General features: G+C 73.9%; 17 protein-coding genes. 9 read left to right on the forward strand and 8 right to left on the reverse strand.

Features of this window, described 5'->3' with window-relative positions; genetic code table 11:
- Window positions 1–36: 36 nt before the first annotated feature.
- The 4 genes from ACF9IK_RS03460 to ACF9IK_RS03475 all read left to right on the forward strand — a co-directional run bounded on the left by ACF9IK_RS03460 (window position 37) and on the right by ACF9IK_RS03475 (window position 4,648).
- Window positions 37–2,421 (forward strand): FHA domain-containing protein, encoded by a 2,385-nt coding sequence (locus ACF9IK_RS03460; protein ID WP_395292756.1) that lies wholly within the window; start codon window positions 37–39, stop codon window positions 2,419–2,421.
- Window positions 2,422–2,499: 78 nt separating this feature from the next.
- Window positions 2,500–3,117 (forward strand): hypothetical protein, encoded by a 618-nt coding sequence (locus tag ACF9IK_RS03465; RefSeq protein ID WP_395292757.1) that lies wholly within the window; start codon window positions 2,500–2,502, stop codon window positions 3,115–3,117.
- Window positions 3,114–4,187 carry a serine/threonine-protein kinase gene (locus tag ACF9IK_RS03470; RefSeq protein ID WP_395292758.1) on the forward strand — a complete coding sequence of 358 codons (1,074 nt, stop codon included), beginning with the start codon at window positions 3,114–3,116 and terminating at the stop codon, window positions 4,185–4,187. The genes ACF9IK_RS03465 and ACF9IK_RS03470 overlap by 4 nt, the downstream gene beginning before the upstream one ends.
- Before the next feature lie 80 nt (window positions 4,188–4,267).
- Complete coding sequence (locus tag ACF9IK_RS03475; RefSeq protein WP_395292759.1) at window positions 4,268–4,648, forward strand: DUF1304 domain-containing protein; 381 nt, start codon at window positions 4,268–4,270, stop codon at window positions 4,646–4,648.
- 8 nt (window positions 4,649–4,656) lie between these two features.
- On the opposite strand, the gene ACF9IK_RS03480 is transcribed toward ACF9IK_RS03475, so the two are convergent.
- Both ACF9IK_RS03480 and ACF9IK_RS03485 read right to left on the reverse strand, forming a co-directional pair.
- Window positions 4,657–5,853, reverse strand: coding sequence for an IS110 family transposase (locus ACF9IK_RS03480; RefSeq protein WP_395292760.1), 1,197 nt, complete (start codon window positions 5,851–5,853; stop codon window positions 4,657–4,659).
- A 312-nt stretch (window positions 5,854–6,165) separates the two neighbouring features.
- Window positions 6,166–7,512: a streptophobe family protein gene (locus ACF9IK_RS03485; protein WP_395292761.1), complete on the reverse strand. Its 1,347-nt coding sequence runs from the start codon at window positions 7,510–7,512 to the stop codon at window positions 6,166–6,168.
- A 408-nt stretch (window positions 7,513–7,920) separates the two neighbouring features.
- Between ACF9IK_RS03485 and ACF9IK_RS03490 the strand changes: the two genes are divergently transcribed.
- The 4 genes from ACF9IK_RS03490 to ACF9IK_RS03505 all read left to right on the forward strand — a co-directional run bounded on the left by ACF9IK_RS03490 (window position 7,921) and on the right by ACF9IK_RS03505 (window position 12,916).
- A complete protein-coding gene (locus ACF9IK_RS03490) occupies window positions 7,921–9,345 on the forward strand; it encodes a DUF6777 domain-containing protein (protein ID WP_395292762.1) in 1,425 nt (474 codons plus the stop codon).
- Between the two features lie 254 nt (window positions 9,346–9,599).
- Window positions 9,600–10,715, forward strand: coding sequence for a sugar ABC transporter substrate-binding protein (locus tag ACF9IK_RS03495; protein WP_395292763.1), 1,116 nt, complete (start codon window positions 9,600–9,602; stop codon window positions 10,713–10,715).
- 93 nt (window positions 10,716–10,808) lie between these two features.
- Window positions 10,809–11,588 (forward strand): ATP-binding cassette domain-containing protein, encoded by a 780-nt coding sequence (locus ACF9IK_RS03500; protein ID WP_395292764.1) that lies wholly within the window; start codon window positions 10,809–10,811, stop codon window positions 11,586–11,588.
- Between the two features lie 59 nt (window positions 11,589–11,647).
- On the forward strand, window positions 11,648–12,916 hold the full coding sequence (locus ACF9IK_RS03505) for a sugar ABC transporter permease (RefSeq protein WP_395298459.1): 1,269 nt from the start codon (window positions 11,648–11,650) through the stop codon (window positions 12,914–12,916).
- A gap of 199 nt (window positions 12,917–13,115) precedes the next feature.
- Here the strand turns inward: ACF9IK_RS03505 and ACF9IK_RS03510 are convergent, their stop codons facing one another.
- The 6 genes from ACF9IK_RS03510 to ACF9IK_RS03535 all read right to left on the reverse strand — a co-directional run bounded on the left by ACF9IK_RS03510 (window position 13,116) and on the right by ACF9IK_RS03535 (window position 21,025).
- Entirely contained in the window at window positions 13,116–14,033 is a 918-nt protein-coding gene (locus tag ACF9IK_RS03510; protein WP_395292765.1) for a phosphorothioated DNA-binding restriction endonuclease, read from the reverse strand.
- Between the two features lie 44 nt (window positions 14,034–14,077).
- A complete protein-coding gene (locus tag ACF9IK_RS03515) occupies window positions 14,078–15,076 on the reverse strand; it encodes an endonuclease/exonuclease/phosphatase family protein (protein ID WP_395292766.1) in 999 nt (332 codons plus the stop codon).
- A gap of 170 nt (window positions 15,077–15,246) precedes the next feature.
- Window positions 15,247–16,263 carry a UDP-glucose 4-epimerase GalE gene (gene galE, locus ACF9IK_RS03520; protein WP_395292767.1) on the reverse strand — a complete coding sequence of 339 codons (1,017 nt, stop codon included), beginning with the start codon at window positions 16,261–16,263 and terminating at the stop codon, window positions 15,247–15,249.
- Window positions 16,264–16,511: 248 nt separating this feature from the next.
- On the reverse strand, window positions 16,512–18,791 hold the full coding sequence (locus ACF9IK_RS03525) for an RICIN domain-containing protein (RefSeq protein ID WP_395292768.1): 2,280 nt from the start codon (window positions 18,789–18,791) through the stop codon (window positions 16,512–16,514).
- A gap of 786 nt (window positions 18,792–19,577) precedes the next feature.
- Window positions 19,578–19,997, reverse strand: a complete 420-nt coding sequence (locus ACF9IK_RS03530; protein ID WP_395292769.1) for a hypothetical protein — start codon at window positions 19,995–19,997, stop codon at window positions 19,578–19,580.
- Window positions 19,998–20,209: 212 nt separating this feature from the next.
- Window positions 20,210–21,025 (reverse strand): sigma 54 modulation/S30EA ribosomal C-terminal domain-containing protein, encoded by an 816-nt coding sequence (locus ACF9IK_RS03535; protein ID WP_395292770.1) that lies wholly within the window; start codon window positions 21,023–21,025, stop codon window positions 20,210–20,212.
- A gap of 459 nt (window positions 21,026–21,484) precedes the next feature.
- On the opposite strand from ACF9IK_RS03535, the gene ACF9IK_RS03540 reads away from it, so the two are divergent.
- A complete protein-coding gene (locus ACF9IK_RS03540) occupies window positions 21,485–24,070 on the forward strand; it encodes a cytochrome P450 (protein WP_395292771.1) in 2,586 nt (861 codons plus the stop codon).
- The last annotated feature ends 27 nt before the right edge of the window (window positions 24,071–24,097 follow it).

Here is a 24,097-nt window from a genome sequence, read left to right on the forward strand (position 1 = left end):
CGGCCAGGTCTGCCCGGCCGGACTAGAATCCGAGGCATGGGAGACCGCGCAGGCGCGTCGACCGCGCCGCCCCTGGTTCTCGTCACCGACACGGACTCGCAGCTGATCGATCCGCGCCGGGCGTACCACGTCGGCCGCGACCCGACGAGCGAGATCGTCCTCGACGACCCCCGGGTCTCCTGGCACCACGCCGTGCTCCGCGCCGACGACGGCCACTGGCTGCTCGACGACGTCGGCAGCACCAACGGCACCTTCACCGACGGCCGCCGGATCCAGCACGAGGACGTCGGCCCCGGCACCCGGCTGCGGTTCGGCGACGCGGCCGACGGACCGTCCGCGACCTTCGCCGGCCTGCCGGCCCCCGCGCCCGGCGAGCGGCCCTCGCTGATCGCCCCGCAGGCCTCCGGGGTCTTCCGCCAGCCCAGCGCCGTGATCCGGCTCCCGGGCCGCACGGTGCGCATCGGCCGGGCCGGCGACAACGACCTCGTCCTGGACGACCTGGTGGTCTCCCGCCACCACGCCGAGCTGCGCACCCTGCCGGACGGCGGCCACGAGATCGTCGACCTGTCCAGCCACAACGGCACCTACCTCAACGGTCGGCCGGTGGAGCGGGCGGCGGTCGGCCCCGCCGACATCATCGGCATCGGCCACGCCGCCCTCTGCCTGTCCGGCGACGAGCTGGTCGAGTACACCGACACCGGCGAGATCTCCCTGCACGTCCAAGGCCTGGTGGTCCGGGTCGGCCCCGACCACCGGGTGCTGCTGGACGACGTGGGCTTCCCGCTCGCCGAGAAGGCCCTGCTCGCGGTCGCCGGCCCCAGCGGCGCGGGCAAGTCCACCCTGCTCAACGCGCTCACCGGGCTGCGCCCCGCCGACGAGGGCACCGTCCTGTACGACGGGCGCGACCTCTACCGCGACTACGCCGAGCTGCGCCGCCGGATCGGACTGGTGCCGCAGGACGACATCCTCCACAAGGAGCTCACCGTCCGCCGCGCGCTCTCCTACGCCGCCGAGCTGAGGTTCCCCGGCGACACCGCCCGGGAGGAGCGCGAGGCCCGGGTCAACGAGGTGATCCACGAACTCGGCCTGGACGCCCGCACCGACCAGGTGATCTCCAGCCTCTCCGGCGGCCAGCGCAAGCGCGTCAGCGTGGCGCTGGAGCTCCTCACCAAGCCGTCGCTGCTCTTCCTCGACGAGCCCACCTCCGGCCTGGACCCGGGCATGGAGCGCTCGGTGATGCAGATGCTGCGCGGCCTCGCCGACGACGGCCGGACGGTGGTCGTGGTCACCCACAGCGTGCTGAGCCTGGACGTCTGCGACCGGCTGCTGGTGCTGGCGCCCGGCGGCCGGGTCGCCTACTACGGCCCACCGGACGAGGCCCTGCCGTTCTTCGGCTTCTCCGAGTGGCCCGAGGCCTTCGAGGCGTTCGAGAACGAGGACCACGCCGGCTGGCAGCGGCGGTTCCGCGAGTCCCCGCTCCACGAGCGGTACGTGGCCGGCGCCGCGCTGCCGCCCGCAGCGGTCCCGGCGCCCGTCCCCGCGGTGGGACCGGCCCGGGCCGCCCGCAGCCCGATCGGCCCGGAGAAGCCGCAGGGCTGGTTCGCCCAGCTCACCACCCTGGTGCGGCGGTACACCTCCGTGCTGGCCGCCGACCGGCTCTTCCTCACCGTGATGATCGCCCTGCCGTTCATCATCGGCATCATGTGCCGGGCCATGGCCGGCTCCCGGATCTCCTCCGAGAACGCGATCAACGTCGTCCTCACCCTCTGCATCGGCGGTCTGCTCACCGGCTCCGCCAACGCGGTGCGCGAGATCGTCAAGGAGCGGGCGATCTACCAGCGCGAGCGGGTGGTCGGCCTGTCCAGATCCGCGTACCTGGTCTCCAAGGTGGTGGTGCTGGGCACGATCACGGTGGTCCAGGCCGCCGTGCTGACCACCGTCGGCCTGGCCGGGGTTCAGCTGAGCCCGGTCCTGGCCAACGGGGTGCGGCTGCAGAGCGGGGTGGTGCTGCCGCCGCTGGTCGAGCTGATCATCGCCGTCGCGGCACTCTCCTTCTCGGCGATGATGCTGGGCCTGCTGGTCTCGGCACTGGTGCGCAAGGAGGAGGCCACCATGCCGATGCTGGTGCTCCTCGCGGTGGTGCAGATCGTCTTCAGCGGCGCCATGCTGAAGCTGTACGGAGTGCCCGGCCTGGAGCAGTTCGCCTGGCTGGTGCCGTCCCGCTGGGGCCTGGCGGCCATGGCCCAGAGCATCGACCTGCACACGGTCTTCCCGACCACCATCACCGCCGACCCGCTGTTCCGCCCGGACCGCACCACCTGGCTGCGCTGTCTGGGCCTGCTGGTGGCCCTGTCGGCGGCCCTGGGCCTCGCCGTGCTGGCCCTGCTGCGCCGGCAGGAGCCCGCGATCATGCGGAAGTGACGGAGTACGCGGAAGCGACGGAGGCGGCCCGGCGAGCGGCGGGCCCCGCCGAAGCAGTCAGGAGACAGGCAGCCGCCCATGGACGAGTTCGCGTTCCGCCCGACCCACGTCGCCGCGCCGGACGGGATGGCCACCTGGTCGGCGCCGGACCCGTCGCAGCCGTCGACGCCGCTGGACCCGCTGCTGCCGGTCCGGCTGATCGACCGCCGGGGCGACTGGGCGTACGTGCTCTGCTCCAACGGCTGGTCCACCTGGGTGGACGGCCGGCTGCTGGTCGCCCTCCCGGACACCCCGCCGGCCGCCGGCGCGCCCCCCGCCCGCACCGCCGACCCCCGGCCGACACTGGCCGAGGCCGAGGGCGCCCTCACCCGCTACCGCTCGCTGCTGGAGGACCTCGCGGCCGGCCAGGTCGACCTGGAGACCTTCCGGGAACGGGCCCGCGGCCTGCGGATCGGGCTGGTCGTCGACGGCGAGGCGCTCTGGGTGTTCGACGCGGCCCACGACCGCTGGTGCTACTGCGACGGGCTGCAGCTGCAGACCTACGCCGCCGCCGGCCGGCCGCGCTCCAACCCGAGCTCGGCCGGCGGCCCCGCCACCCCGCGCCCGCCCGTCGCCCCGGCGGCCCCGCACCCGCCGCCCGCCGGACCCGCAGGCCCGCCGGGCGGGTACGAACCGACCCGGACGGGTGAACCGTGAGCCCCCCGGAACCGCCGCCCGCCGCCTCCGGACCGCCGCCCCGCCCGCAGCGCGCCACCGAGGACGTCCCCAGCCTGCCCGCCGGCAAGGTGGGCCGCCGGGTGGCCGGCTACCGGCTGGAGTCCGAGATCGGCCGCGGCGGCATGGCCGTCGTCTACCGGGCCAAGGACCTGCGGCTGGGCCGGACCGTCGCGGTCAAGCTGCTGGCCCCCGAGCTGGCCCGCAACGAGGTGTTCCGCAAGCGCTTCATCCACGAGTCCGAGGCGGCCGCCGCGATCGACCACCCGCACATCATCCCGGTCTTCGAGGCGGGCGAGGCCGACGGCATCCTGTTCATCGCGATGCGCTACGTCGAAGGCGGCGACCTGCGCGGCCTGATCAGGCGGGACGGCCCGTTCCAGGTCGAGCGGGCGGCGCAGCTCGCCCTGCAGATCGCCTCCGCGCTGGACGCCGCGCACGCCCACGACCTGGTCCACCGGGACGTCAAGCCCGGCAACGTGCTGGTCGCCGCCGGCACCGACAGCGAGCACCCCGAACACCTCTACCTGGCCGACTTCGGCCTCACCAAGAAGTCGCTCTCGCTCAGCGGGCTGACCAACGTCGGCCAGATCGTCGGCACGCTCGACTACGCGGCGCCGGAGCAGATCTCCGGCCGCCCGCTGGACGGCCGCTGCGACCAGTACAGCCTCGCCTGCGTGGTCTTCGAGATGCTGGCCGGGGAGCCGCCGTTCCGCCGGGAGAGCGACCTCGCGTTGCTCTGGGCCCATCTCAACGACCCGCCGCCCAGCCTGCGCGAGCGCCGCCCCGACCTGTCCGACGCCGTGGACGAGGCGGTGGCCCGTGCGCTCGCCAAGTCACCCGAACAGCGGTACGAAGGCTGCCTGCCGTTCGTCGCCGGGCTGCGCGCCGCGATCGTCGCCTCGGCTGGCGAGGGGCGCGCTCCCGCCGAGCCCTGGCAGTGGGGCGGACCGCGGACCGAGGTGGTCGCGGCCCACGGCCCGACCGCGCCACCGGACGTCCCCGAGCCACCGTCCTGGGCGGCCCCGGTGGTCAGCCCGCCGACGCGCTGACCCGAGGACCCGAACCCCTCCCCCTGCCCTCACATCCCTTCCCCCTCCCGCCCTCCGGCCCTTCCGAACGCGGAGCCCCCATGAACGCCGTCAGCCAGGTCTTCGCCCTGATCGCCGCCGGAGTCCACGTGATCGTCTGGCCGCTGGAGAGCTTCCTCTACGGGCACCCGCGGGTGCGCTACCTGCTCACCGGCAGCACCGCGGACGCGCCCGAAGTCCGGCTCTGGCGCTTCAACGTGGGCTTCTACAACCTGTACCTGGCGCTCGGCCTCGGCGCGGGGGTGGCGGCGCTGCACACGGACGAAGTGGCCACGGGCCGCGCGCTGGTCCTGTTCGTGAGCGCCTTCATGATCGCGGCCGGAATCACTCTCTTCGCCTCCGAGCACCGGGTCTGGCGGGGGGCGCTCGCCCAGGCCGTGCCGCCGGCGGTGGTCATCATCGCCCACCTCGTGGCTTCCTAATGTCGTTGTCAAGCCGCTTCAGTTACCGGGAGTGCGACCTGGTAGCACCGCCGGTCACGGATGAGGGCCCACAGGACGTTGACGCGTCGGCGGGCCAGGGCCATCACGGCCTGGACGTGCTTCTTCCCCTCGGCGCGCTTGCGGTCGTAGAACGCTCGCGAGTTCGGATCGCAACGAATGCTCACCAACGCCGAGGTGTAGAAGACGCGTTGGAGCCTGCGGTGGTAGGCGGTCGGCCGGTGCAGGTTGCCGCTGACCTTGCCCGAGTCGCGGGGCGCGGGGGCAACGCCGGCGAACGCCGCCAGGGCGTCCGGGGACGCGAAGCTGTCGAGGCTGCCGCCGACCCCCGCCAGGAACTCGGCACCGAGCACCGTGCCGATGCCGGGGACGCTCTCGACTACCTCGGCGAGTTCGTGCTCGCGAAACCGGCCCTCGATGAGCTTGTCCATCTCGGCGATCTGCTCGTTGAGGGCCATCACCCCCTCGGCCAGGGTGTGGACCAGCCTGGCGATGGTCTTCTCCCCGGGGACGGAGGTGTGCTGGCGCTGGGCGGCCTCGACGGCCGTCTCGGCCAGGGCCCTGGCGTTGCGAACCTTGCGGTTGGCCAGCCACTTCGTGAGCCGCGTGACGCCGACGCGGCGGATCGCGGCCGGGGTCTGGTACTCGGTCAGCAGCTTGAGTGGTCCGGTGTTGGTCAGCTCCAGGGCCCTTTCGAGGGCGGGGAACATGCTCAGCAGGGTGCCGCGCAGACGGTTGACGGCGCGGGTGCGGTCCTCGACCAGGTCGGCCCGGCGGCCGGTCAACAGCTTGAGCTCGATCGCGGCCTCGTCGCCGGGGCGAATGGGCTGCAGGTCGCGGCGCATCCTGGCCTGGTCGGCGATCACGTAGGCGTCGCGGGCGTCGGTCTTGCCCTCGCCGCGGTAGCCGTCGGATGCCCGGTTCACCAGCCGGCCGGGGATGTACAGGACCTCCTGGCCGTGGGCGACGAGCAGGCTCAGCAGCAGGGCCGGCTCGCCGCCGGTCATGTCGATCGCCCAGGTCACCTCACGGCCGTCGGCCAGGGCGAGGACGTCACCGATCAGCTGCAGCAGCTCGGGCTCGTCGTTGGCGACCCGCCGCGACAGCAGGGTCTTGCCCTCGGTGTCCAGGGCCAGGCCGTGGTGGTGGCCCTTGCCACTGTCGATCCCCGCCCATATCCGGCTCATCGTGCTCCTGACGTGCGTGTTCGTTCTGTTCGTACCACGGACGACCTCGCCGGCATTGCTCTACTCAGCGACTTGCTCGCACTTCCTAATCGGCGGCCGAGTCGTCGTGGGGTGCCGGGCGGCGAAGCCTCGAAAGCCACGAGACGGCAGCCGACTGATAGCCACACCCAGCACCCCTGGGCGACCCAACCTTACGAGTGGCTCGATCAACCCAGCTCAGAAGGTAGAGCCGACTGAGCGGCCGCCCGCGGACGGGGCCGCCGTGGGCGCCGCACGGGCGCCGCCCCGCCCGCGCACGGCGGTCCCGGCCGCTCACGGGCCGGCGGGCGGCTCCACCTCGCCGCGCCGGCCGAGCCGGGCCGCCACCAGCCCGCCCAGGAAACCCGTCACCAGGCCCCAGCCCGCCGCCAGCGGGACGGCCACCCAGAGCTGCGGCTCCAGCACGAGCGTGCCGCCGCCCACGCCGGCCAGCGGGTTGGTCCCGCCGAGGACCGAGCCGAGCAGGTCGCCCAGACCGCCCTCGCCCACCCCGACGCCCAGCACCGAGAGCCCGTACTCGGCGTGGACCCTGGTCCAGACGCCCACCAGCAGCATCGCCACGGCCGCGGCGGCCGCCAGCCGGACGGCGTGCTGCCACGGCCGCACCCCGCGCGGCGCGCGGTAGGCGGCGAGGACGCCGGCGGCGAGCAGCAGGACGGCCGCCAGCGGGAGCAGCCACCAGGCCCGGCCGTCCTGCTCGGCGAGGGTGCCGAGGCTGACGGTGGCCTCCCGGCCGTCCGGAGCCCGCAGCACCTCGGCGAGCGGCTTGGGTACCGGCAGGCCGACCGCGCCCACCAGGTGGCCGTGCCACTCCGCGCCCGTGCCGACCCCGAAGGCGAGCCAGACCAGGTTCGGCAGCGCCAGGAGCAGGACCGCCGCCGTCTCCCGGGCGTTGCCGTGGACGGCGGCGGTGACCAGGCCGACGACCAGCCCGATCGCCACGTACGCGAGCAGCACCAGCAGCATCGCGAAGGCCGCCGGACGGACGGCCTGCTGGAACGGCACCAGGGAGCGCGGCAGCGGCGCCCGGCGGGAGACCGCGAAGGCGGCCGCCAGGACGACCAGCAGCCAGAGCAGTCCGAGGCCGATCGTGGTGGCCGCCTCGGCGTGGAAACCGACCTCGGGGGCGACCCCGAGGAGCCCGCCGATCTGTTCGGCGAGGTCGTTGCCGAGCGGGACGGCGAAGGTGTGCTCGGCGCCGACCGTCAGAAGGACGAGGGCGACCACCCAGACGGCCGCCGTCCGGCCCACCCGGCCGAGCAGTTCGCCGCCGTGCGCGACCGCGCGGAAGCGCAGCTGGCGCAGGAACACCTCCACCATGACCAGCGCCCCGACCAGCCCGACCGACAGCGGCATCGCAGTGATCCCGGCGTCCACCTGGGCGAAGAACCCGGCCCCGCCGTCGAGGCTCACCGTACCGCCGACCGCGAGGGCCAGCGTGGCGGCCAGCACGAAGGGGAAACCCCCCTCCGGCAGCGCGTCGGCGCCGGCCGCCCAGAGCCCGAGCGCGGCCACCGCGGCCATCGTGACGAGCCCGGCGAGGACGACCGCGAGCGCGTCCAGCCAGCCGCGCAGGAAGCCGGGCGGGCCCGGCACCGGGGTGGGGGGCTCCGGGTGCATGGGGGCTCCTTCCTGACGGGTTGGGCCGGTGGTCGGCGCAGCACGACGGGTACGTGATCGGCCCGCGAGCGGGGTGGGCCCGGGTGCGCCGCCTGTGCCCCGCTCACCGGGCTTCCGGCCACCGCGGGCCGCGCGTCCGCAACCAGGTTCACACCCGGGACCGACGGCCGCGCGCTGCGTGCGCCACCGCCACGCCCCTCGGGGGCGGGAGGCGAAGCGGGCCCGGGGCCGGACCCGGTGCCGAACCGGGCACGGCGCGCTCGCACGGACCGACTGACGGACGGACGGACGGCGGCAGGGGTGTGACCTGCTGTTGCGGCCCGCACACGGCGGGGGCAGAAATGGAAGCCAGTGGCAGGAGCCTTCTGTGCCGGCCGTTTCGCCGGCCGCCTGCGAAACGGAGCGTCGATGAGTTCCCAACCGCCCCCGTCCGGTCCGCCGTTCGGTCCGCCCTCCGGTCCCCCGTCCGGCCCGCTCTCCGGTCCCCCGTCCGGTGGACGCTCGGGCCCGCCCGGTCCCCCGTCCGGCCCATCCGGTCCGGGCAGCGCCGGCGGCGCCCCGGGCGGCCCGTCCGGTGGACGACCGACGCCCTGGTGGCGTTCCGGCCCCAAGCTGGCCCTGGTCGCCGGGACGGCGGTGCTGGCCGTGGTCGCGACGGTGCTGATCGTCAACAGCAACAGCGGTTCGTCCCCGAGCGACGCCATCCCGGCCGCCAACGAGGTGGCGCTGCAGCAGCCGAGCGATCCCGGTCCGGCACCGTTCACCCCCTCGGTGGAGACCGCCGCCGTCTCGGCCCCGCAGCCGACCACCGGCGCCACGACCACCACCGCCGCGGCGTCTCCGACCGGCATCCACAGCGTGCAGGGCTCCTCGGCCGGGCTCTACGCGGGGACGATGTCCAAGCCGAGCTGCGACGTAGAGAAGCTGATCTCCATGACGTCCACCGGCGACTCCGGCCGGGCCTGGGCCTCCGCCCAGGGGATCCAGCAGTCCGCCATCCCGAGCTACATGCGCTCGCTCACCTCGGCCTACCTGAGGGTGGACACCCGGGTGACCAACCACGGGTACAAGGGCGGCGCGGCGGTCGCCTACCAGTCCGTCCTCCAGGCCGGCACCTCCGTACTTGTGGACGCGCAGGGCGTGCCGCGGGTGCGCTGTGGCTGCGGCAACCCGCTGAAGCCGCCGGAGCTGGTCTCCGACGCCAAGTACACGGGCAAGTCCTGGACGGGTTTCCAGCCGTCCCAGGTGATCATCGTGGTCGCGGCGCCGCAGCCGGTGCGGGAGATCGTGCTGGTGAACGTCGAGACGGGCGGCTGGTTCGCCCGGGTGACCGGGCAGATCAAGGTGGAGGACACGCCGGTGAAGGCGCCCAAGGAGCTGGCGCCCGGCATCCCGCCGGCCGAGCCCATGGAGGTGGTCTCGCCCTCGGCCTCGGTCTCCGGCTCCCCGTCGGGCTCGACCTCGGTCTCCAGCACCTCGGGTTCGCCGTCCGGGCCGTCCTCCCCCGCCAGCACCGCCACCAAGGGCCCCACCACGGGTGGCACCTCGACGCCGCCGGCCTCCTCGGGCCCGCCGACGACGGCGACCGCCACGGCGACGGCGACGGTCACCTCGACCGCGACGGCCCCGACGACGGCGACGGCGACCGGCACCGCCACCACCACCGCCACCGCCACCGCCACGGCGACCACCACGGTGAGCAGCGGGTCGGCGACCGCCACGACGACGGCGACCGGCACCACCGGCACCACCCCCGCCACGGCGACCTGCGCCACCATCTCTCCGTCCACGCTGCCGCCCTGCAGGACGGCGTCGGGGACCGCGGCCAGCTGAGGCGGCCCCGTGACGTGACACGGCGGAGGGGGCCCGGACCCGTGTCCGGGCCCCCTCCGCCGTTCCCTGCCGCCGACCCTCCGTGCCCGCCCGGCCGCCCTGCCCACGGCCCCGTCCACCGGCCTGTGCCGTCCCCCGGGGGACGCACGCAACCCGTTCGGCTCAGCCCGAATCGTGGTTGTGCGCCGGTCTTCACAGACTCGTAAGGCGGGGGTGGACCCAACGGGGGTGGACTCATACTGGAGAGGCATCCCATGAGCATCGGTCTTCGCCGCGTCGTCGCGGCGACCGCAGTCGTTACCCTCGGTCTCGGTCTGGCGTCGTGCGGCAGCGCCAAGCAGTCCACCGGGACCACGTCGACGGGCGGCAGTGCGAGCGGAACCGCGGTGGGCGCGGTCCGGATCGGTCTGCTGCTCCCCGAGACCAAGACCACCCGGTACGAGCAGTTCGACCGCCCGCTGATCGAGCAGAAGATCAAGGAGCTGGCGCCGGACGCCCAGATCGACTACTACAACGCCAACGAGAACGCGACCACCCAGCAGACCCAGGTCGACACCGCCCTGACCAAGGGCGACAAGGTGCTGATCCTGGACGCGGTGGACTCCAAGGCGATCCAGTCCTCCGTCCAGAAGGCACACGACGCGGGCGTGAAGGTGATCGCCTACGACCGCCTGGCGCAGGGCCCGGTCGACTCCTACGTGTCGTTCGACAACAGGAAGGTCGGCGAGCTGCAGGGCAAGGCCCTCGTCGACGCCGTCGGCGACAAGGCGGACGCCGGCTCGATCATCATGATCAACGGCTCTCCCACCGACCCCAACGCGGCCGACTTCAAGGCCGGCGCGCACAGCGCGATCGACGGCAAGCTCAAGATCGGCAAGGAGTACGACACTCCCAACTGGGACCCGAACAACGCCAACCAGGAGGCCGCCGCCGCGATCACCGCGATCGGCGCCCCCAACGTGGTCGGCGTCTACTCGGCCAACGACGGCATGGCCGCCGGTATCTCCACCGCGCTCAAGGCCGCCAACCTCAGCGTCCCGCTGACCGGCCAGGACGCCCAGCTGGACGCCGTCCAGCGGATCCTCGCCGGCACCCAGACGATGTCGATCTACAAGCCCTTCAAGCCGGAGACGGACGCGGCGGCCACCATGGCGGTCACCTTCGCCCAGGGCAAGCCCCTCGACGAGAAGCTGGTGCCGGTGACGGTCACCAACGGCAGCGGCAACAAGGTGCCGGCCGACCTCATCACCCCGATCGTCCTGACCAAGGACAACATCAAGACCACCGTGGTCGCCGACGGCCTCTACACCGTTCCGCAGATCTGCACGCCCGACTACGCCGCCGCCTGCGCCGCGGCCGGCCTGTCGTAGCCGCGGGCGCTCCGCCCCGGAACACCCCAGGCCGTACCCGTAGCCGACGAAGCCCCGCCTTCCCGGGAAGGCGGGGCGAGGGAGTTGATCACTGTGGCAGGTGAGACCGTCCTGGCCCTGCGCGGGGTCTCCAAACGGTTCGGCGCCGTGCAGGCGCTCACCGACATCGAACTCGAAGTGCACGCGGGCGAGGTGGTGGCCCTGGTCGGCGACAACGGCGCCGGCAAGTCCACCCTGGTCAAGGCGATCGCCGGCGTTCACCAACCGGACGAGGGCGTCATCGAGTGGCACGGCAGGGCGGTGACCATCCACCGCCCGCAGGACGCCCAGCACCTCGGCGTCGCCACCGTCTACCAGGACCTCGCGCTCTGCGACAACCTCGACGTGGTCGGCAACCTCTTCCTCGGCCGCGAGATCCGGCGCTTCACCGTGCTCGACGAGGTCGAGATGGAGAAGCGCTCCCGCGAACTGCTCGACACGCTCTCGATCCGCATCCCGAGCGTGCGGATCCCCATCGCCTCGCTCTCCGGCGGCCAGCGTCAGGTGGTGGCCATCGCCCGCGCGCTGATCGGCGAGCCCAAGGTCGTGATGCTGGACGAGCCGACCGCCGCCCTCGGCGTAGAACAGACCGCGCAGGTCCTCGACCTGGTGGAGCGGCTGCGCGAACGCGGCCTCGGCGTGATCCTCATCAGCCACAACATGGCCGACGTCATGGCCGTGGCCGACACCGTCGCCGTGCTGCGCCTCGGGCGCAACAACGGCGTCTTCGACAAGCGCTACACCAACCAGGAACAGATCATCTCGGCCATCACCGGCGCCACCGACAACGCGGTGACCCGCCGACAGGCCCGCGGCACGGAGGGCTCCCAGTGAGCGAGAACACCCCGCCCGGGGGCGAGCCGGGACGCCACGTCCCGCTGCCCGAGGACAGCATGCCCAAGGGAGGCGTCAACGCCCCCGTCCCGGTGGCCGCCGAGGCCACCCCCGCCGTGGACCCCCGGCTGATCGTCCGCCAGGAGGGCATCAAGGGCTACCTCGGCGAGTTCCGCCGGCGGCTGAGCAGCGGCGAACTCGGCTCCCTGCCGGTCGTCCTGGCACTGATCGTGATCTGGGCCGTCTTCGGCAGCCTGAACAGCAGCTTCCTCTCCGCGCAGAACCTCTCCAACCTGTCCCAGCAGATCGTCGGCACCGGCATGATCGCGATCGGCGTGGTCTTCGTCCTGCTGCTCGGCGAGATCGACCTCTCGGTCGGCTCGGTCAGCGGCCTCTGCGCGGCGATCTACGCGGTGATGAGCGTGACGCACGGCGTCAACCAGTACGCCGCCCTCGTCTGCGCCCTCCTCGGCGGTGCCGTCGTCGGCCTGATCCAGGGCGTGTTCTTCGCCAAGGTCGGCGTACCGGCCTTCGTCGTCACCCTCGCCGGGAACCTCGGCTGGAACGGCGCGATGCTGCAGATCCTCGGCTCCAGCGGCACCGTCAACCTCCCCGGCAACGACATCGTCTCGCGCCTCTACAGCACCATCTACAGCCAGCAGATCGCCGCGTACGGCGCGGCCACGATCGGGGTGCTGCTCTTCCTGGCCGCCTCCCTCGCCGACACCCGACGGCGCCGGAGCGCGGGGGTCCCGTACCGGCCGGCGGCGGACATCGCGCTGCGCACGGTCGTCCTGGCGATCATCGCCTTCCTCGCCGCGTACACCCTCAACCAGTACAAGGGCCTGCCGCTGGCCCTGCTGATCTTCCTGATCTTCATCGTGGTGCTCGACTTCGTCCTGCGGCGGACCACCTACGGCCGTCAGGTGTTCGCGCTCGGCGGCAACATCGAGGGCGCCCGACGGGCCGGCATCAACATCTCCTGGACCCGGATCAGCGTCTTCATGATCTGCTCCACCATGGCGGCGACCGGCGGCCTCTTCCTGGCCGCCCAGATCCAGTCCGCCAGCCAGACCTCCGGCGGCGGCAACCTGCTGATGAACGCCATCGCGGCCGCCGTCATCGGCGGGACCAGCCTCTTCGGCGGCCGCGGCTCGACCTGGTCCGCGCTGCTCGGCGCGCTGGTGATCGGCTCGATCCAGTCCGGCATGAACATCGAGGGCCTGAGCAACGCGATCCAGTTCATGATCACGGGTGCGGTCCTGCTCGCCGCGGTGGTCGTCGACTCCCTCGCCCGCCGCACCCAGAAGGCCGCCGGCCGCGTCTGACGGCCCGTGCCTGCTGGATTCCGGACGGAGCCCCGACCGCTGCGGCAAGGTCACCACACCTGGCCCGCGGGCTTGGCGGGGCTCCGGAAGGGCGGCGTCGATGCTCGCGAAGGACCACGGGGCCGACTGGTTCCGACCGTCCGCCGTCCGTAGTCGTACGGAACACCCGGGTCGGCCGGGGCCTGCCGACGAACCCCGTTCACCCCACGTGCTCCAGGCTCGCGGGTGGGCGGGGGGCCCCGTGGAAGACCTGGCGTTCGTGCCATCGGCGGTGGCGGTCGGCGACCGGGGGGAGGCCGCGCTGCGGGCCGATGACGGGGCGGCCGGCGAGGGCGAGGACGTGCTGCCGGCTCGCCTCGCTGCGGCCGACGAAGCGCTGGGAGACGAGGATGCGGCGGTCCTCCCCCAGCCCCAGCACTCCCTTGTCGAACAGCTTGTGGTGCAGCGAGCAGAGGCAGAGGCCGTTGTCGACCTCGTCCGGCCCGTCGAGGGACCACCAGCGCACGTGGGCGGCCTCCAGGCCGACCGCGGTCGCGCCCATGGTGCCGTCGTAACCGCAGAACGCGCACTGGAACTCGTAGGCCGTGAGTATGAGATCACGCATCCGCCGGTCCCGCTGGCGCCGGGCCGCCCGGTCGGCCCCGCTCCCGGAACCGGTCTCCGCGAGTTCCAGGTCCAGGCCGACGGCTGCACAGAGCTCGCCGTGCAGGGACGACGGGAAGTGCGTGTCCAGCAGCACCCGGACCAGCCGCCCCAGCAACGTCGGCTCCTCGGCGAGGGCCGACCGCAGGCCGGGTGCGAGCCTGCCGGTCGCGCCGCTGGAACGCAGTACCCGGACCCCGTTCCCCGGGCTCCCGGCACCGTCGTCGGTCCTGACCTCCCACACACCATCGCTGACCAGGTGATGGAAGGGGTAGGCGGGCGTCGTCGGATGCGGCGGCCCGTACTCGGCGAGCAGCCGCTTGAGCTCCTCCTCGATCACGCTGTAGCGCAGCCCGCCCTGGGCGTCCCGCTGGTAGCTGCCGAAGGCGTACAGCAGCAACAGCGGCTTGTGCGGTGCCCGGACGTCGTTGTTCGTCCACCGCCGCAGCTTCGCCACCCGATCGAGCCAATCCATGGCCGTCAGGGTAGACGGCGGTGGGGACAGCGCCGGGTCAGGGGTCACCCGGTGAGGGCGAGTTCGGCGACGACGGCGCGGTGGTCGGTGCCCTGGAGGCGGTGTTCGGCGACCGAGACGGCGGTCAGGGCGTCGCCGTGCAGGACGTGGTCGATCTGGATCACCGGCGGGAGGTAGGGGAAGTCGTCGTTCTCCTCGGGCCACGTCGGCGAGACGCCACGGCCGAGCTCGGCGTGGGTGTCGGTGAGGCCGGTGGCCAGCAGGTCCCGCATCGGCGCGTGGTCGAGGGTCGCGTTGAAGTCGCCCAGGAAGACGGCGTTGTGGGTGCCGCCCGCGGAGGCCGCCGCCCGCAGCTCGGCGAAGTCGGCCGACCAGGCCGCGGCGTCGCCGAGCGGGTAGTAGGTGTGCACGGCGGTCAGCCGGACGGTCCGCCCGCCGACCGCGGCATCGGCGGTGACCTGCGCCCGCGCCGCCGCCGGGGCGGAGGCGTCCAACGGGGTCAGCGGGAACCGCGAGTAGAGGACGGTGTCGCGCCCCTCCGGCAGCTGGCGGTAGGGGAGCAACTCGGCGATCCCCGCACGCTCCAGTGCGGCCCGCGCGGGGCCCCAGAACTCTTCCAGAGCGAGGACGTCCACCCGCTGCTCGCGCACCAGGCGGATCAGCTCGGCGGCGTCGACCCGGCCCATGTACGCGTTGCTGGTGGCCACCCGCAGGCGTGGCGCGCCGGCCGCGACCGTGCCGCCCTCGGGTATGAACCGTGGTATAAGCCAGCAGAGTTGGAGCACGGCGAGCAGCCCGGCCACGCCCGCCACCCACCACGAGCGGAGCGCCAGCAGCGCGCCCAGCAGGACGAGGGTGCCCAGCGCCGCGTACGGCAGCGGCACCATGGGCACCGCCAGCGCCGTGCCGTCGTCCCAGCCGCCGAGGCGGACGACCGACAGCGCGGCCGGCAGGGCCAGCCCGAGTACGCAGATCCCGATCAGGACCCGCCTGGTCCACCCCCACCAGCCCGGCTTCGCCACGCCCACCGCCCGCTTCCCCACCCGTCACTCCTGTCGCCCACCCGTTCGACCTGCGACGGAAGACGCGGGGCGCCGCTCCACGGTTCCCGCAGGCACAAGGCGCGTGGGCAGGCCTGCGCGCGGAGCCGGCGGGCCCGCACTCCCCTCGTGCGCGGGCCCGCCGGCAGGGCCGGGAAGCCGGATCCCCGATGTCAGGCGGCGCCGAGGTGGGCGGCCCACTTGGCCCGCCAGGCGAGCGCGTCCGCGACGCCCTGGGCGATGTTGCGCTGCGCCGTCCAGCCGAGCAGCTCCCGCGCGGAGTCGACGGCGGCGTAGCAGCCGATGACGTCGCCCGGACGCGGGTCGGCCTCGCGGACGTCGAGCCGGGCGCCGACGGCCTGCTCGAAGGCGGCGACCAGTTCGCGGACGGTGGTGCCCTCGCCGGTGCCGATGTTGATCACGCGGTAGCGGTCGTCCGCGGACGGCTCGACCACCTCGTCGAACCGGGTGAGCGCGGCGACGTGGGCGTCCGCGACGTCCTGGACGTGGATGTAGTCGCGGATGCCGGAGCCGTCCCGGGTCTCCCAGTCGACGCCGGTGACGGTGAACGGCGTGCCGTCCGTGTAGGCCTCGATGAGCTTGCCGAGCGCGTGGGTGGGGTTGAGGTTCTGCAGGCCGGTGCGCAGCTGCGGGTCGGCACCGATCGGGTTGAAGTACCGCAGCGCGACGACGCGGATCCGCTCGGCGCCGTCGCCCTTGGTCCAGTCCTGGAGGACCTGCTCCATCATCTGCTTGGTGCGCGCGTAGGGGCTGTTGGCGGCGACCGCACAGGTCTCGTCCACCCGGGCGTCGGGCGTCGGCGCGTAGATCGAGGCGGAGCTGCTGAAGACCACCCGGGTACAGCCGTTGCGCTGCAGGGACTCCAGCAGCTCGACCGTCTTGCCGACGTTCTCGCGGTAGTAGAAGAGCGGCTCGGAGACGGACTCCGGGACGACGATGCGCGCCGCACAGTGCAGGGTGGCCGCGATGTCCGGGTGGTCGGCGAAGATGCGGTCGAGCAGTCCGGCGTCGGCGATGTCGCCCTGGAAGAACACGCGGCCCTCGACGAACTCGGCCCGGCCCTTGGAGAGGTCGTCGAGGATGACCGGCGTGATGCCCTGGTCGAGCAGTGCGGACGCGACGGTACTGCCGATGTAGCCCGCGCCACCAGTGATCAGGACCTTCTTCATACGCGGACGCTCCTAGCCTGGTCGGCCCTCCCGGTGACGGCCGTTACCTGCCTGGACGGTGGTTCGGGCGCGTCGGTTCCCGTGCGGACCCGGCGGGTGGATACGCGCGGCGGTCCGCGGAACACCACGGCCGGGGCCCTGAAGACCGACGCCCAGGACGCGCCCGGCGGTGGCCGGGCACGTCCTGGGCTCAGGAGCCGATCCGGACCGGGTTCGGAATCAGGGTCGGCAGCGGGATCGGAATCGGATCAAGAGGCCTTCTGGAGCGACCAGGACTGGTACGCCTGGCCGTTCGGCTTCTGCAGCTCCAGCAGCCAACCGCCGTAGTACCAACGGTTGCTGACGCCGAGCACCAGGTTGGAGCCCTCGGCGGTCAGCGTGACCCCGCCACCGGCGGTGGTCACCCGGAACTTCTGGCCGGCGGCGTCGGAGCAGGGCCGCTGCGCCAGGTACTGGCCGGCCACCGGGTTGCCACCGAGCTGCATGCACTTGTCCGAGCGAACGGACTTCATCCGGACGGTGCCGGAACCGGCGTCCTCGAAGGTCCACTTCTGGTTCGCGTAGCCGGTGCGCTGGTAGGCGATCGCCACCGTACCGTCGTTCATCGAGCTGCCCCAGAGGTCCGCGGCCTGGCCGGTGAGACCGTTCACCATGGTGTAGCGGGTCCCGGGCTGCGGCTGGCCCGCGTCCGAGAGGGTGCGGAAGCTGGCCGCGCGGCCGGGCTTCGAGACGGCACCCGCAGCGTCGCGGACGGCGATCGCGACGGTGTAGGCGGTGTTGGGAGCGAGGCGGACCAGTCCGACCACGGTGCCGCGGACGGTGCCGAGGGTCTGGCCGTTGAGCACCACGTCATAGCCGGTGGCGCCCTGGACGGCGGGCCAGCTCAGCATGGCGGAGATCTGGGTGACCTGGCTGGCCGTCACATCGGGTCCGGTGGTGCCGCCGCCGGTGGGCGAGGCGGTCGGCGAGGGCGAGCCGGTACGCGTGGGCGTGCCGGTCGGCGACGGGGTGGTGGTACCGGTGGGCGAGGGCGAGCGGGTCGGGGTCGGCGTGGTGGACCCGGTGGCGGTCGGGGACGGCGTCGGGGTCTGGGTGCGGGTCGGCGAAGCCGTCGCGGTGGGGCTCGGGTTCGGGTTCGGACCGGTGCCGCCGCCGGCGATCAGGAAGCGGTTGTTGGCGACGTTCCAGTGCGTGGCCAGGTAACTGCCGGGCGCAGGGGACGTGTTGTAGTAGTCGTCGTGGCGGCAGTCCAGGCGCGAGTCGCTGGCGTTGTCCGGGCAGACGGTCTTCATCGCCGGGTGGTACGGGGTGTCCGAGTAGCACATCAGGTCCCACTCGTCGACGCAGTGGCCGCCCTTGCTGGAGTTGGGCGCGCTGTTGCTCACCGCGCCCAGGTTGTGCCCGAGTTCGTGCGCGGCGGTGTGGCCGCCCCAGCAGCCGGAGTCGGTCCGCCCGTACGAGGGGCCGAAGTTGCTCAGGTTGTCCTGGCCCGGACGCTCGTCACCCGCGAAGGTGCCGATGCCGCAGTACACCTTGGCATCGGTGAACATCATGTACTTGCGGTCCTTGCGGTTGAACCCCTGCGCGGCGAGGGCCCGGTTGGTCGCGTTGAAGTCGGCGATCTCGGAGTCCGAGACCTGCACGTTCAGCACCGAGGCGGTGCAGTCGGACTCGGTGACGAAGCGGACGTGCCGGACACCGCCGGTCTCCTGGGCGCTGGCGTTGTAGATGACGTCGACGTCCGCGGCCCACTTCTTGAACGAGGCCAGGTACTGGGCGAAACGGTCGTTGCCCGGGGCGTGGACGTACACCACCTGCACCCGGTTGCCGGTGCTGCCGTCGCCGTCACAGACGACCGCGGACCCGCCGGCGGCGGGAGTGGTCTGCTGGGGCGCCGAGCCCGCGGCGGGCTCGGCGGCGGCCGCGGCAGTGGGCGCCTCGCCGACCACGGCCTTCTGGCCGACGTCGAGGACCTGCGCCGAGCCCTTGACCAGGTCGGCCGCGGCCGGCGGCTGGGCGTCGGCGGGCGGCGTCAGGCTCGCGGGCTGAACGGCCGTCGCCGTCACCGGCGCGACGTCCTTGCGGATGTCCACGTCCTTCGGCGGGGCGTCCGGCCCGTGGCTGCACTGCTGGCCGCCCGAGACCTCCAGCGAACCGGCGCACCGGTCACCGGTCGGCAGGGTGAGACCGGCGTAGACCAGACCACGATCCGGCTGGTCCTTGGGTATCTCGCGGATCGGCGTGGCCTTCTGGTCCCGGTGCGGGGCCGGCGCCTGGGTGGCGCCTTCGGCGGTGCCCGTCTCGCCCGCCCCGCCGTCGTCGGCGACCGACCCGGCCGCGACCGCCTCCGCCCGGTCGGCCGAACCCGCCACCGCCGCGACGTCGCTCTTGCCGGACGGCTCCAGAACAGTCTGGATCCCCAGCACGCCGGCGACCAGACCGGCCGTCACGGCGACCGCCACCAGCGCCGTGCGGCGCCCTGACCGGCGCCGCTTCCTGCGGCGGAGCTCCGAACTCCGGTGTCCCATGCCGCTCTCCTCTCCTCGTGCGACGGCCCGCGTGCCGCGTGGGCGGCTGCTGGGCCTTCCGACACTCCGGAGACCAGGAGGGGCGGGAGGGGATAACAGAAACATCTTTCGATTTTCGGGAAGAGTGGCGAGAAGCCGAACAGATGGGGGTGGTGAGTGCACGCCCGGTTCGCACACCGGCGCGTTCCAGGCCAGTTCGGGCCAGTTCGGGCCAGTCCAGGCCGGTCCGGTTCGCTCTGCGGCGAGTTGACGGCGGATCGGGGGGAGGGGACGGCTGCGGCGGAACCGGCCGGCCGACAGCAGGGGCACCAGGCACGGAAGCGCGGCGTGCGGAGGCGACTGCGCGCCGGCTCGGCCGTGGCCTCCGGGACGGGGCGGCCTCCGGGACGGGGTGGCGGGCGCGCGGGGGTCCGGCGGGCGCCCGAACCGGGGACGGCGGAACCTCCGGGCGCACGGCGGTGCCGGGGAGCGCGCTCGGGGGGTACGCGCTCCCCGGCATGGGGTGGCGACGGCCACCCGGCCGGGCTCTCCGGGGGTTCGGAATCCGGCTGCCGTGTCCGGAATGCTAGACCCGCCGGAGGACCGTGACCAGAGTCCTGACCAGCCAATATCCCGCCCAGGACATGCCATCCGGGCCGCCGCGCGGACCCCCTCGGCCCCACGCCGTTGCAGCCGTCACTGCGGATCCGGCGCGTCGGCCCCCGATCCCCCGAACCGGTGCACCGAAGGACACCGCCGACCTGGCCCGGGCCGTCCGTGCGACCCGAAACGGCCGGATCGGGTCGGTCAGGCCGCGACGCCCAACGGGCGGGGGCCCGACCGGGCGGCCGGCGCGTGCATGGCGGTGAGGGAGGCGGCCAGGCGGGCCGGATCGCCGGCCAGCCAGAGCCGCAGTGCGGCGGACAGCGCGCCGCTGGCCGGGCCGACCCGCACCCCGCTGAGCCGGGTCACGTGGTCGCCCACCAGCGGCAGGAGGTCGACCATCGGGGCCGGCAGCCAGAACGTCACCGCGCACGGCGCGGGACGGGCGAGGACCCGCACCAACCGGAGCGCGTGAGTGTCTCCGGTCAGCGCCGGGATGACGTCGAGCAGGCCGTCCACCGCGACCTCGGACACGTCGCTGCCGTGACCGTGCGCCAGCGCACGCAGCAGGGCCCGCTCGGCCGCGGTGATCCGGACGGTCAGCATGACGTCCTCGCAGTCCATGGTCCCTACTCCCGTCTTCCGCCCGGCGGTGTTCCGCCGGGCGCGCTTCGGTGGTGGTGCTTCGGTGGTGGTGCTTCGGTGGTGGCGCGCGGTGGTGGCGCGCGGTGGTGGCGCGCGGTGTGTCTCGGGTCGGTACCCGGGTGGCGCCGCCCCGCAGTTGCACGGCGGCGGTGGCCTTGCACCGGCGGTGGCTCGACCCCGCGCGGCCTCCGTCAGGCTTCCGGCCCGGCCGGTGCCTGCGGCCCTTCCGGTCCGGCCGCCCCCTCCGCTCGCAGCAGGCCGTAGTGCCCGTCGTAGCGGCGGTAGAGGACGCGGCCGCGGCCGTCGTCCGGGTCGGTGTGGAACACGAACGGCCAACAGGTGAGCCAGAGCCGCCGGGCCGCCTCGGCAGGGTCGAGCCGCGGCGCGGGGTAGGGGCTCTCGGTGAGCGGGCGTTCGCCGCCCCCGAACCGGGCCGCCGAGTGCGCCCGCACCAGCCGGAGCCCGCCGTCGACCGGCGCGCGGTGGACGACGCTGTCCTGGCCCGTGAAGGCGTCGACGAAGAGGTGGAACGTGTGGTCCAGGGCGAGCAGTTCGCGGACGGCCTGGTCGGGGGTGCGCAGCGCGGGCACCACCGTCTTGTACCGGACGATCTGCCGCTCGGCGAGCGGGCGCGGGGCGTACTGCGGGCAGTAGGCGCTCTGGTAGGCCACGGCGAGGCCGATGTGCCCCTGTTCGCGCAGCCGCGCGGCCCGGCCGGCCAGCGTGCCGAGGGCGACGTCCACCGCCTCGCGGACACTCGCGGCCGCCAACTGGACCCGGACGCGCCCGACCCCGTCCAGTTCCACCGAGCCCTGCGCCACGGCCGGCCGGGTCAGGGCCCGGTGCCGCAGCCGGGTGACCCGGACCCGGGCCGTGTGCGTGTCCGGGCCGAGTGCCGAGATCAGCTCCACCGCCTGGGTCCGGGCGTACTCGGCGTCCTCCCGGGGCAGTTCGCCACGGATCTCCACCCGCACGTCGGGAGCGGGCCGGTGGCGCAGACGGGTCATCAGGGTCCTCCTTGGTCAGGCACCATGCTGGACCCGGAGGAGGTCTCCGGCCGAGGGCCGAAAGACCCTCTTGTCCGGCCCGCCCTCCCCCGGACCGGTTCCCCGGACGCTCGACCCGGCCGTTCCGAGGCCTCGCCGGCTCCACGCCACCGGCCGCCCCGCGGAGCACCCGCCTCCACCGGCCACGGTCACCGCTCGCCACCACTCGCCGCCGCCGCCAGCGCCACCACCGCCACCGCCGCCACCCGCCGACGCGCCGACGGTGTCCGCCAAAGGAGTGATCCCCCAGAGTGCGGCGCAACGCCCTCCCGACCGGCGCGTTTCCTAAGGCGTGCGCCCCTCTGATGGTGGCATGCGCGGGGGTCAGCGTCAGCGCTGTCCGGCCCCCGGATACCGCCTGTCGCGGCGGCGGCTCCGGCGGTCCCGCCGCGCCGGTTCAATTTGGTGAGAGGCAGTGTCATGACCCTGACGACCGAGCTCCGCAGACCGGCCGTCCCGTCCGGGAGCACACCCCGCCCCGCCCCCTCGGGCCCTCCCCCGCTCGCGCCCGGCGCCGTCCCCGGCCTCGGCCACGCCCCCGTGCTGCTGCGCGACCCGCTCGGCTTCCTCGGCTCGCTGGCCCGCCACGGCGGCGTGGTCCGGATCCGGCTCGGACCGCGCACCGTCTGCGTGGTCACCGACGCGCGCCTGGTCCACACCCTGCTGGTCGCGTTGGCGCACGACTGCCCGCGCGGGGCCGTGCAGGACACCCTCCGGACGGCCTTCGGCGACGGCCTGCTGATGTCCGAGGGCCAGGCGCACCGCGACCGCCGCCGGATCGTCCAACCCGCCTTCGGCCAGGACCGGATGGCCGACTACCTCGCGGTGATGCACCGGGTGGCCGAGGAGCGCGCCGCGAGCTGGCGACCGGGCCAGGTGCTGGACGTCGCGAAGGAGATGAACCACCTCGCCCTCGACATCGTCACCAGGACGCTGTTCGACTCGCGGCTGAGCCAGGAGGCCGCGCTAGCCTTCCACCGGGCGCTGCCCGACATGGTGAAGGGCCAGATCGTCCAGTCGCTCTACCCGCACCCGGCGCTGGCGCGCCTGCCCCTGCCGGTCAACCGGCGCTTCGACGCCGCCGTCCGCGTCCTCAACCGGGTGGTCGACCAGGCGGTCAACGGCTCGGCCCGGCCGACGGGTCCGGGCGGAGCGGGCGACCGCGACGGCACCGGCGGCCGTCCGTTCGGCGGCGGGCCGGACCGGACCCTGCCCGGCCTGCTGCGCGCCGCCACGGACCCGGCCACCGGACACCCGCTCACCGAGGCGGACGTGCGCTCCGAGGCGATCACGATGTTCGGCGCGGGCACCGAGACCGTCTCCACCACGCTCACCTGGCTGATCGACGAACTGCTGCGCCATCCCCGGGTGGAGGCGAGGGTCCTGGCCGAGCTGGACGAGCACCTCCCCCCGGGAACCGTGCCCACACCGGAGACGCTCGCCCGGCTCACGTACACCCGCAGCGTCACCCAGGAGGTCGTCCGCCTCCACGCCCCGAACGCCTTCCTCATGCGGACCGCACGCGTGGCGGTGCAGCTCGGCCCGTACCGGATCCCGGCCGGCACCGAGCTGCTCTACAGCCTGACGGCCGTGCACCGCGACCCGCGGCTCCACCCCGAGCCGCTGCGGTTCCGCCCGGAACGCTGGCGGTCGGACGGCGACGCGGTCGGCAGCGGTCCGGCGACCGACGGGGGGCCGGCCGGTGGCGGACGGCAGGCGTTCCTGCCGTTCGGCGCGGGCAAGCACAAGTGCATCGGCGAGGCCTTCGCCTGGGCCGAGCTGACGGTGGCGGCCGCCGCGATCCTGCGCCGCTGGCGACCGACGGCGGTGGCGGGCGCCCGGGCCCGCGAGGTCGTGTGGACCACCGTCCAGGCCCAGGGCCTGCGCGTCCGGCTCGCCCCGCGTGCCGGCCGGCCCCCGCAGGGCACCCCCGCCCCGGGCAGCGGGGCCGGGGCGGAGGGACACGACACCCCGGGCACGCGCCGTACGCACCCCCGCGTCGCTCCCCCGGCGCTCGCCGCCCGCGCCGCACGAACCGCCGCCGTCCCCCGACCGGCCGGCCCCGCGGCACCCACCGCCGGGCCTCCGCCACGTGCGGCCGTCCGCCGCGCCCCCGACGAGCTGCGCGCCGCCGCCGCCCGGCACGACGACTGGATGCTCGGCCACGGCCTGGTCACCCCCGCCGACCTGCCGCGCTACCACGCCAACACGCTCCCCGAGCTGATCGGCCACGCCTACCCCCGCGCGCGCGGCGCCGAACTGGAACTCCTGATCGACGTCCTCGGCTGGTTCACCCTCCTCGACGACCGGTTCGACGGACCCCCCGGCCGCCGCCCGGCCGAGGCCCGCAGCCTGATCGAGCCACTGCTCGCGGTACCGACCGGCGACCGGGCCCCGTCGGCCGCCCCGGACGACCCCCCGCTACTGCGCTCCTGGCAGGAGCTCTGGCAGCGCCAGTGCGCGAGGATGTCCCCGGCCTGGCGCGAGCGGAGTGCCGTCGAGTGGCGGGCCTGCCTGGAGACGTTCCTCGCCGAGTCGCAGCACCGCGCCGCCCGCACCACCCCCGACCTGCCCGAGACCGTGCGGCTGCGCCGCCACGCCAGCTGCCTCTACCCGTTCATGAACATACTGGAGCGCGTCGAGGGCGCCGAGGCGCCGGCCCGGCTGCACGCCGATCCCGGCCTCCACACGCTGCGCGCCCACACCGCCGACGCGGCGACGCTCATCAACGACCTCCACTCACTCGAACGCGAGGAACGCCAGCCCGTGGCCGCCTTCAACACCGTCCTCACGCTGCAACGCGTCCGCGGCTGCACCCGCCGCGCGGCGATCCGGGCCGTCCGCGCCCGGATCGCCCGGCTGCGGGAGGAGAGCACGGAGCTGCGTCACCGCCTGCGGTCGCGGCACCCGGCCGGCCATTGGTACCTCGACGGCACCCGGGAGCTGGTCGACGGCGTCCAGGTCTGGGCCGGCACCAGCCGCCGCTACCGCCCCGGCGATCGGTGACGGGAGCCCGGCGACGGGCACTCGGCG

This window comes from Kitasatospora hibisci (genome assembly GCF_043950205.1).
Taxonomy (GTDB): domain Bacteria; phylum Actinomycetota; class Actinomycetes; order Streptomycetales; family Streptomycetaceae; genus Kitasatospora; species Kitasatospora hibisci.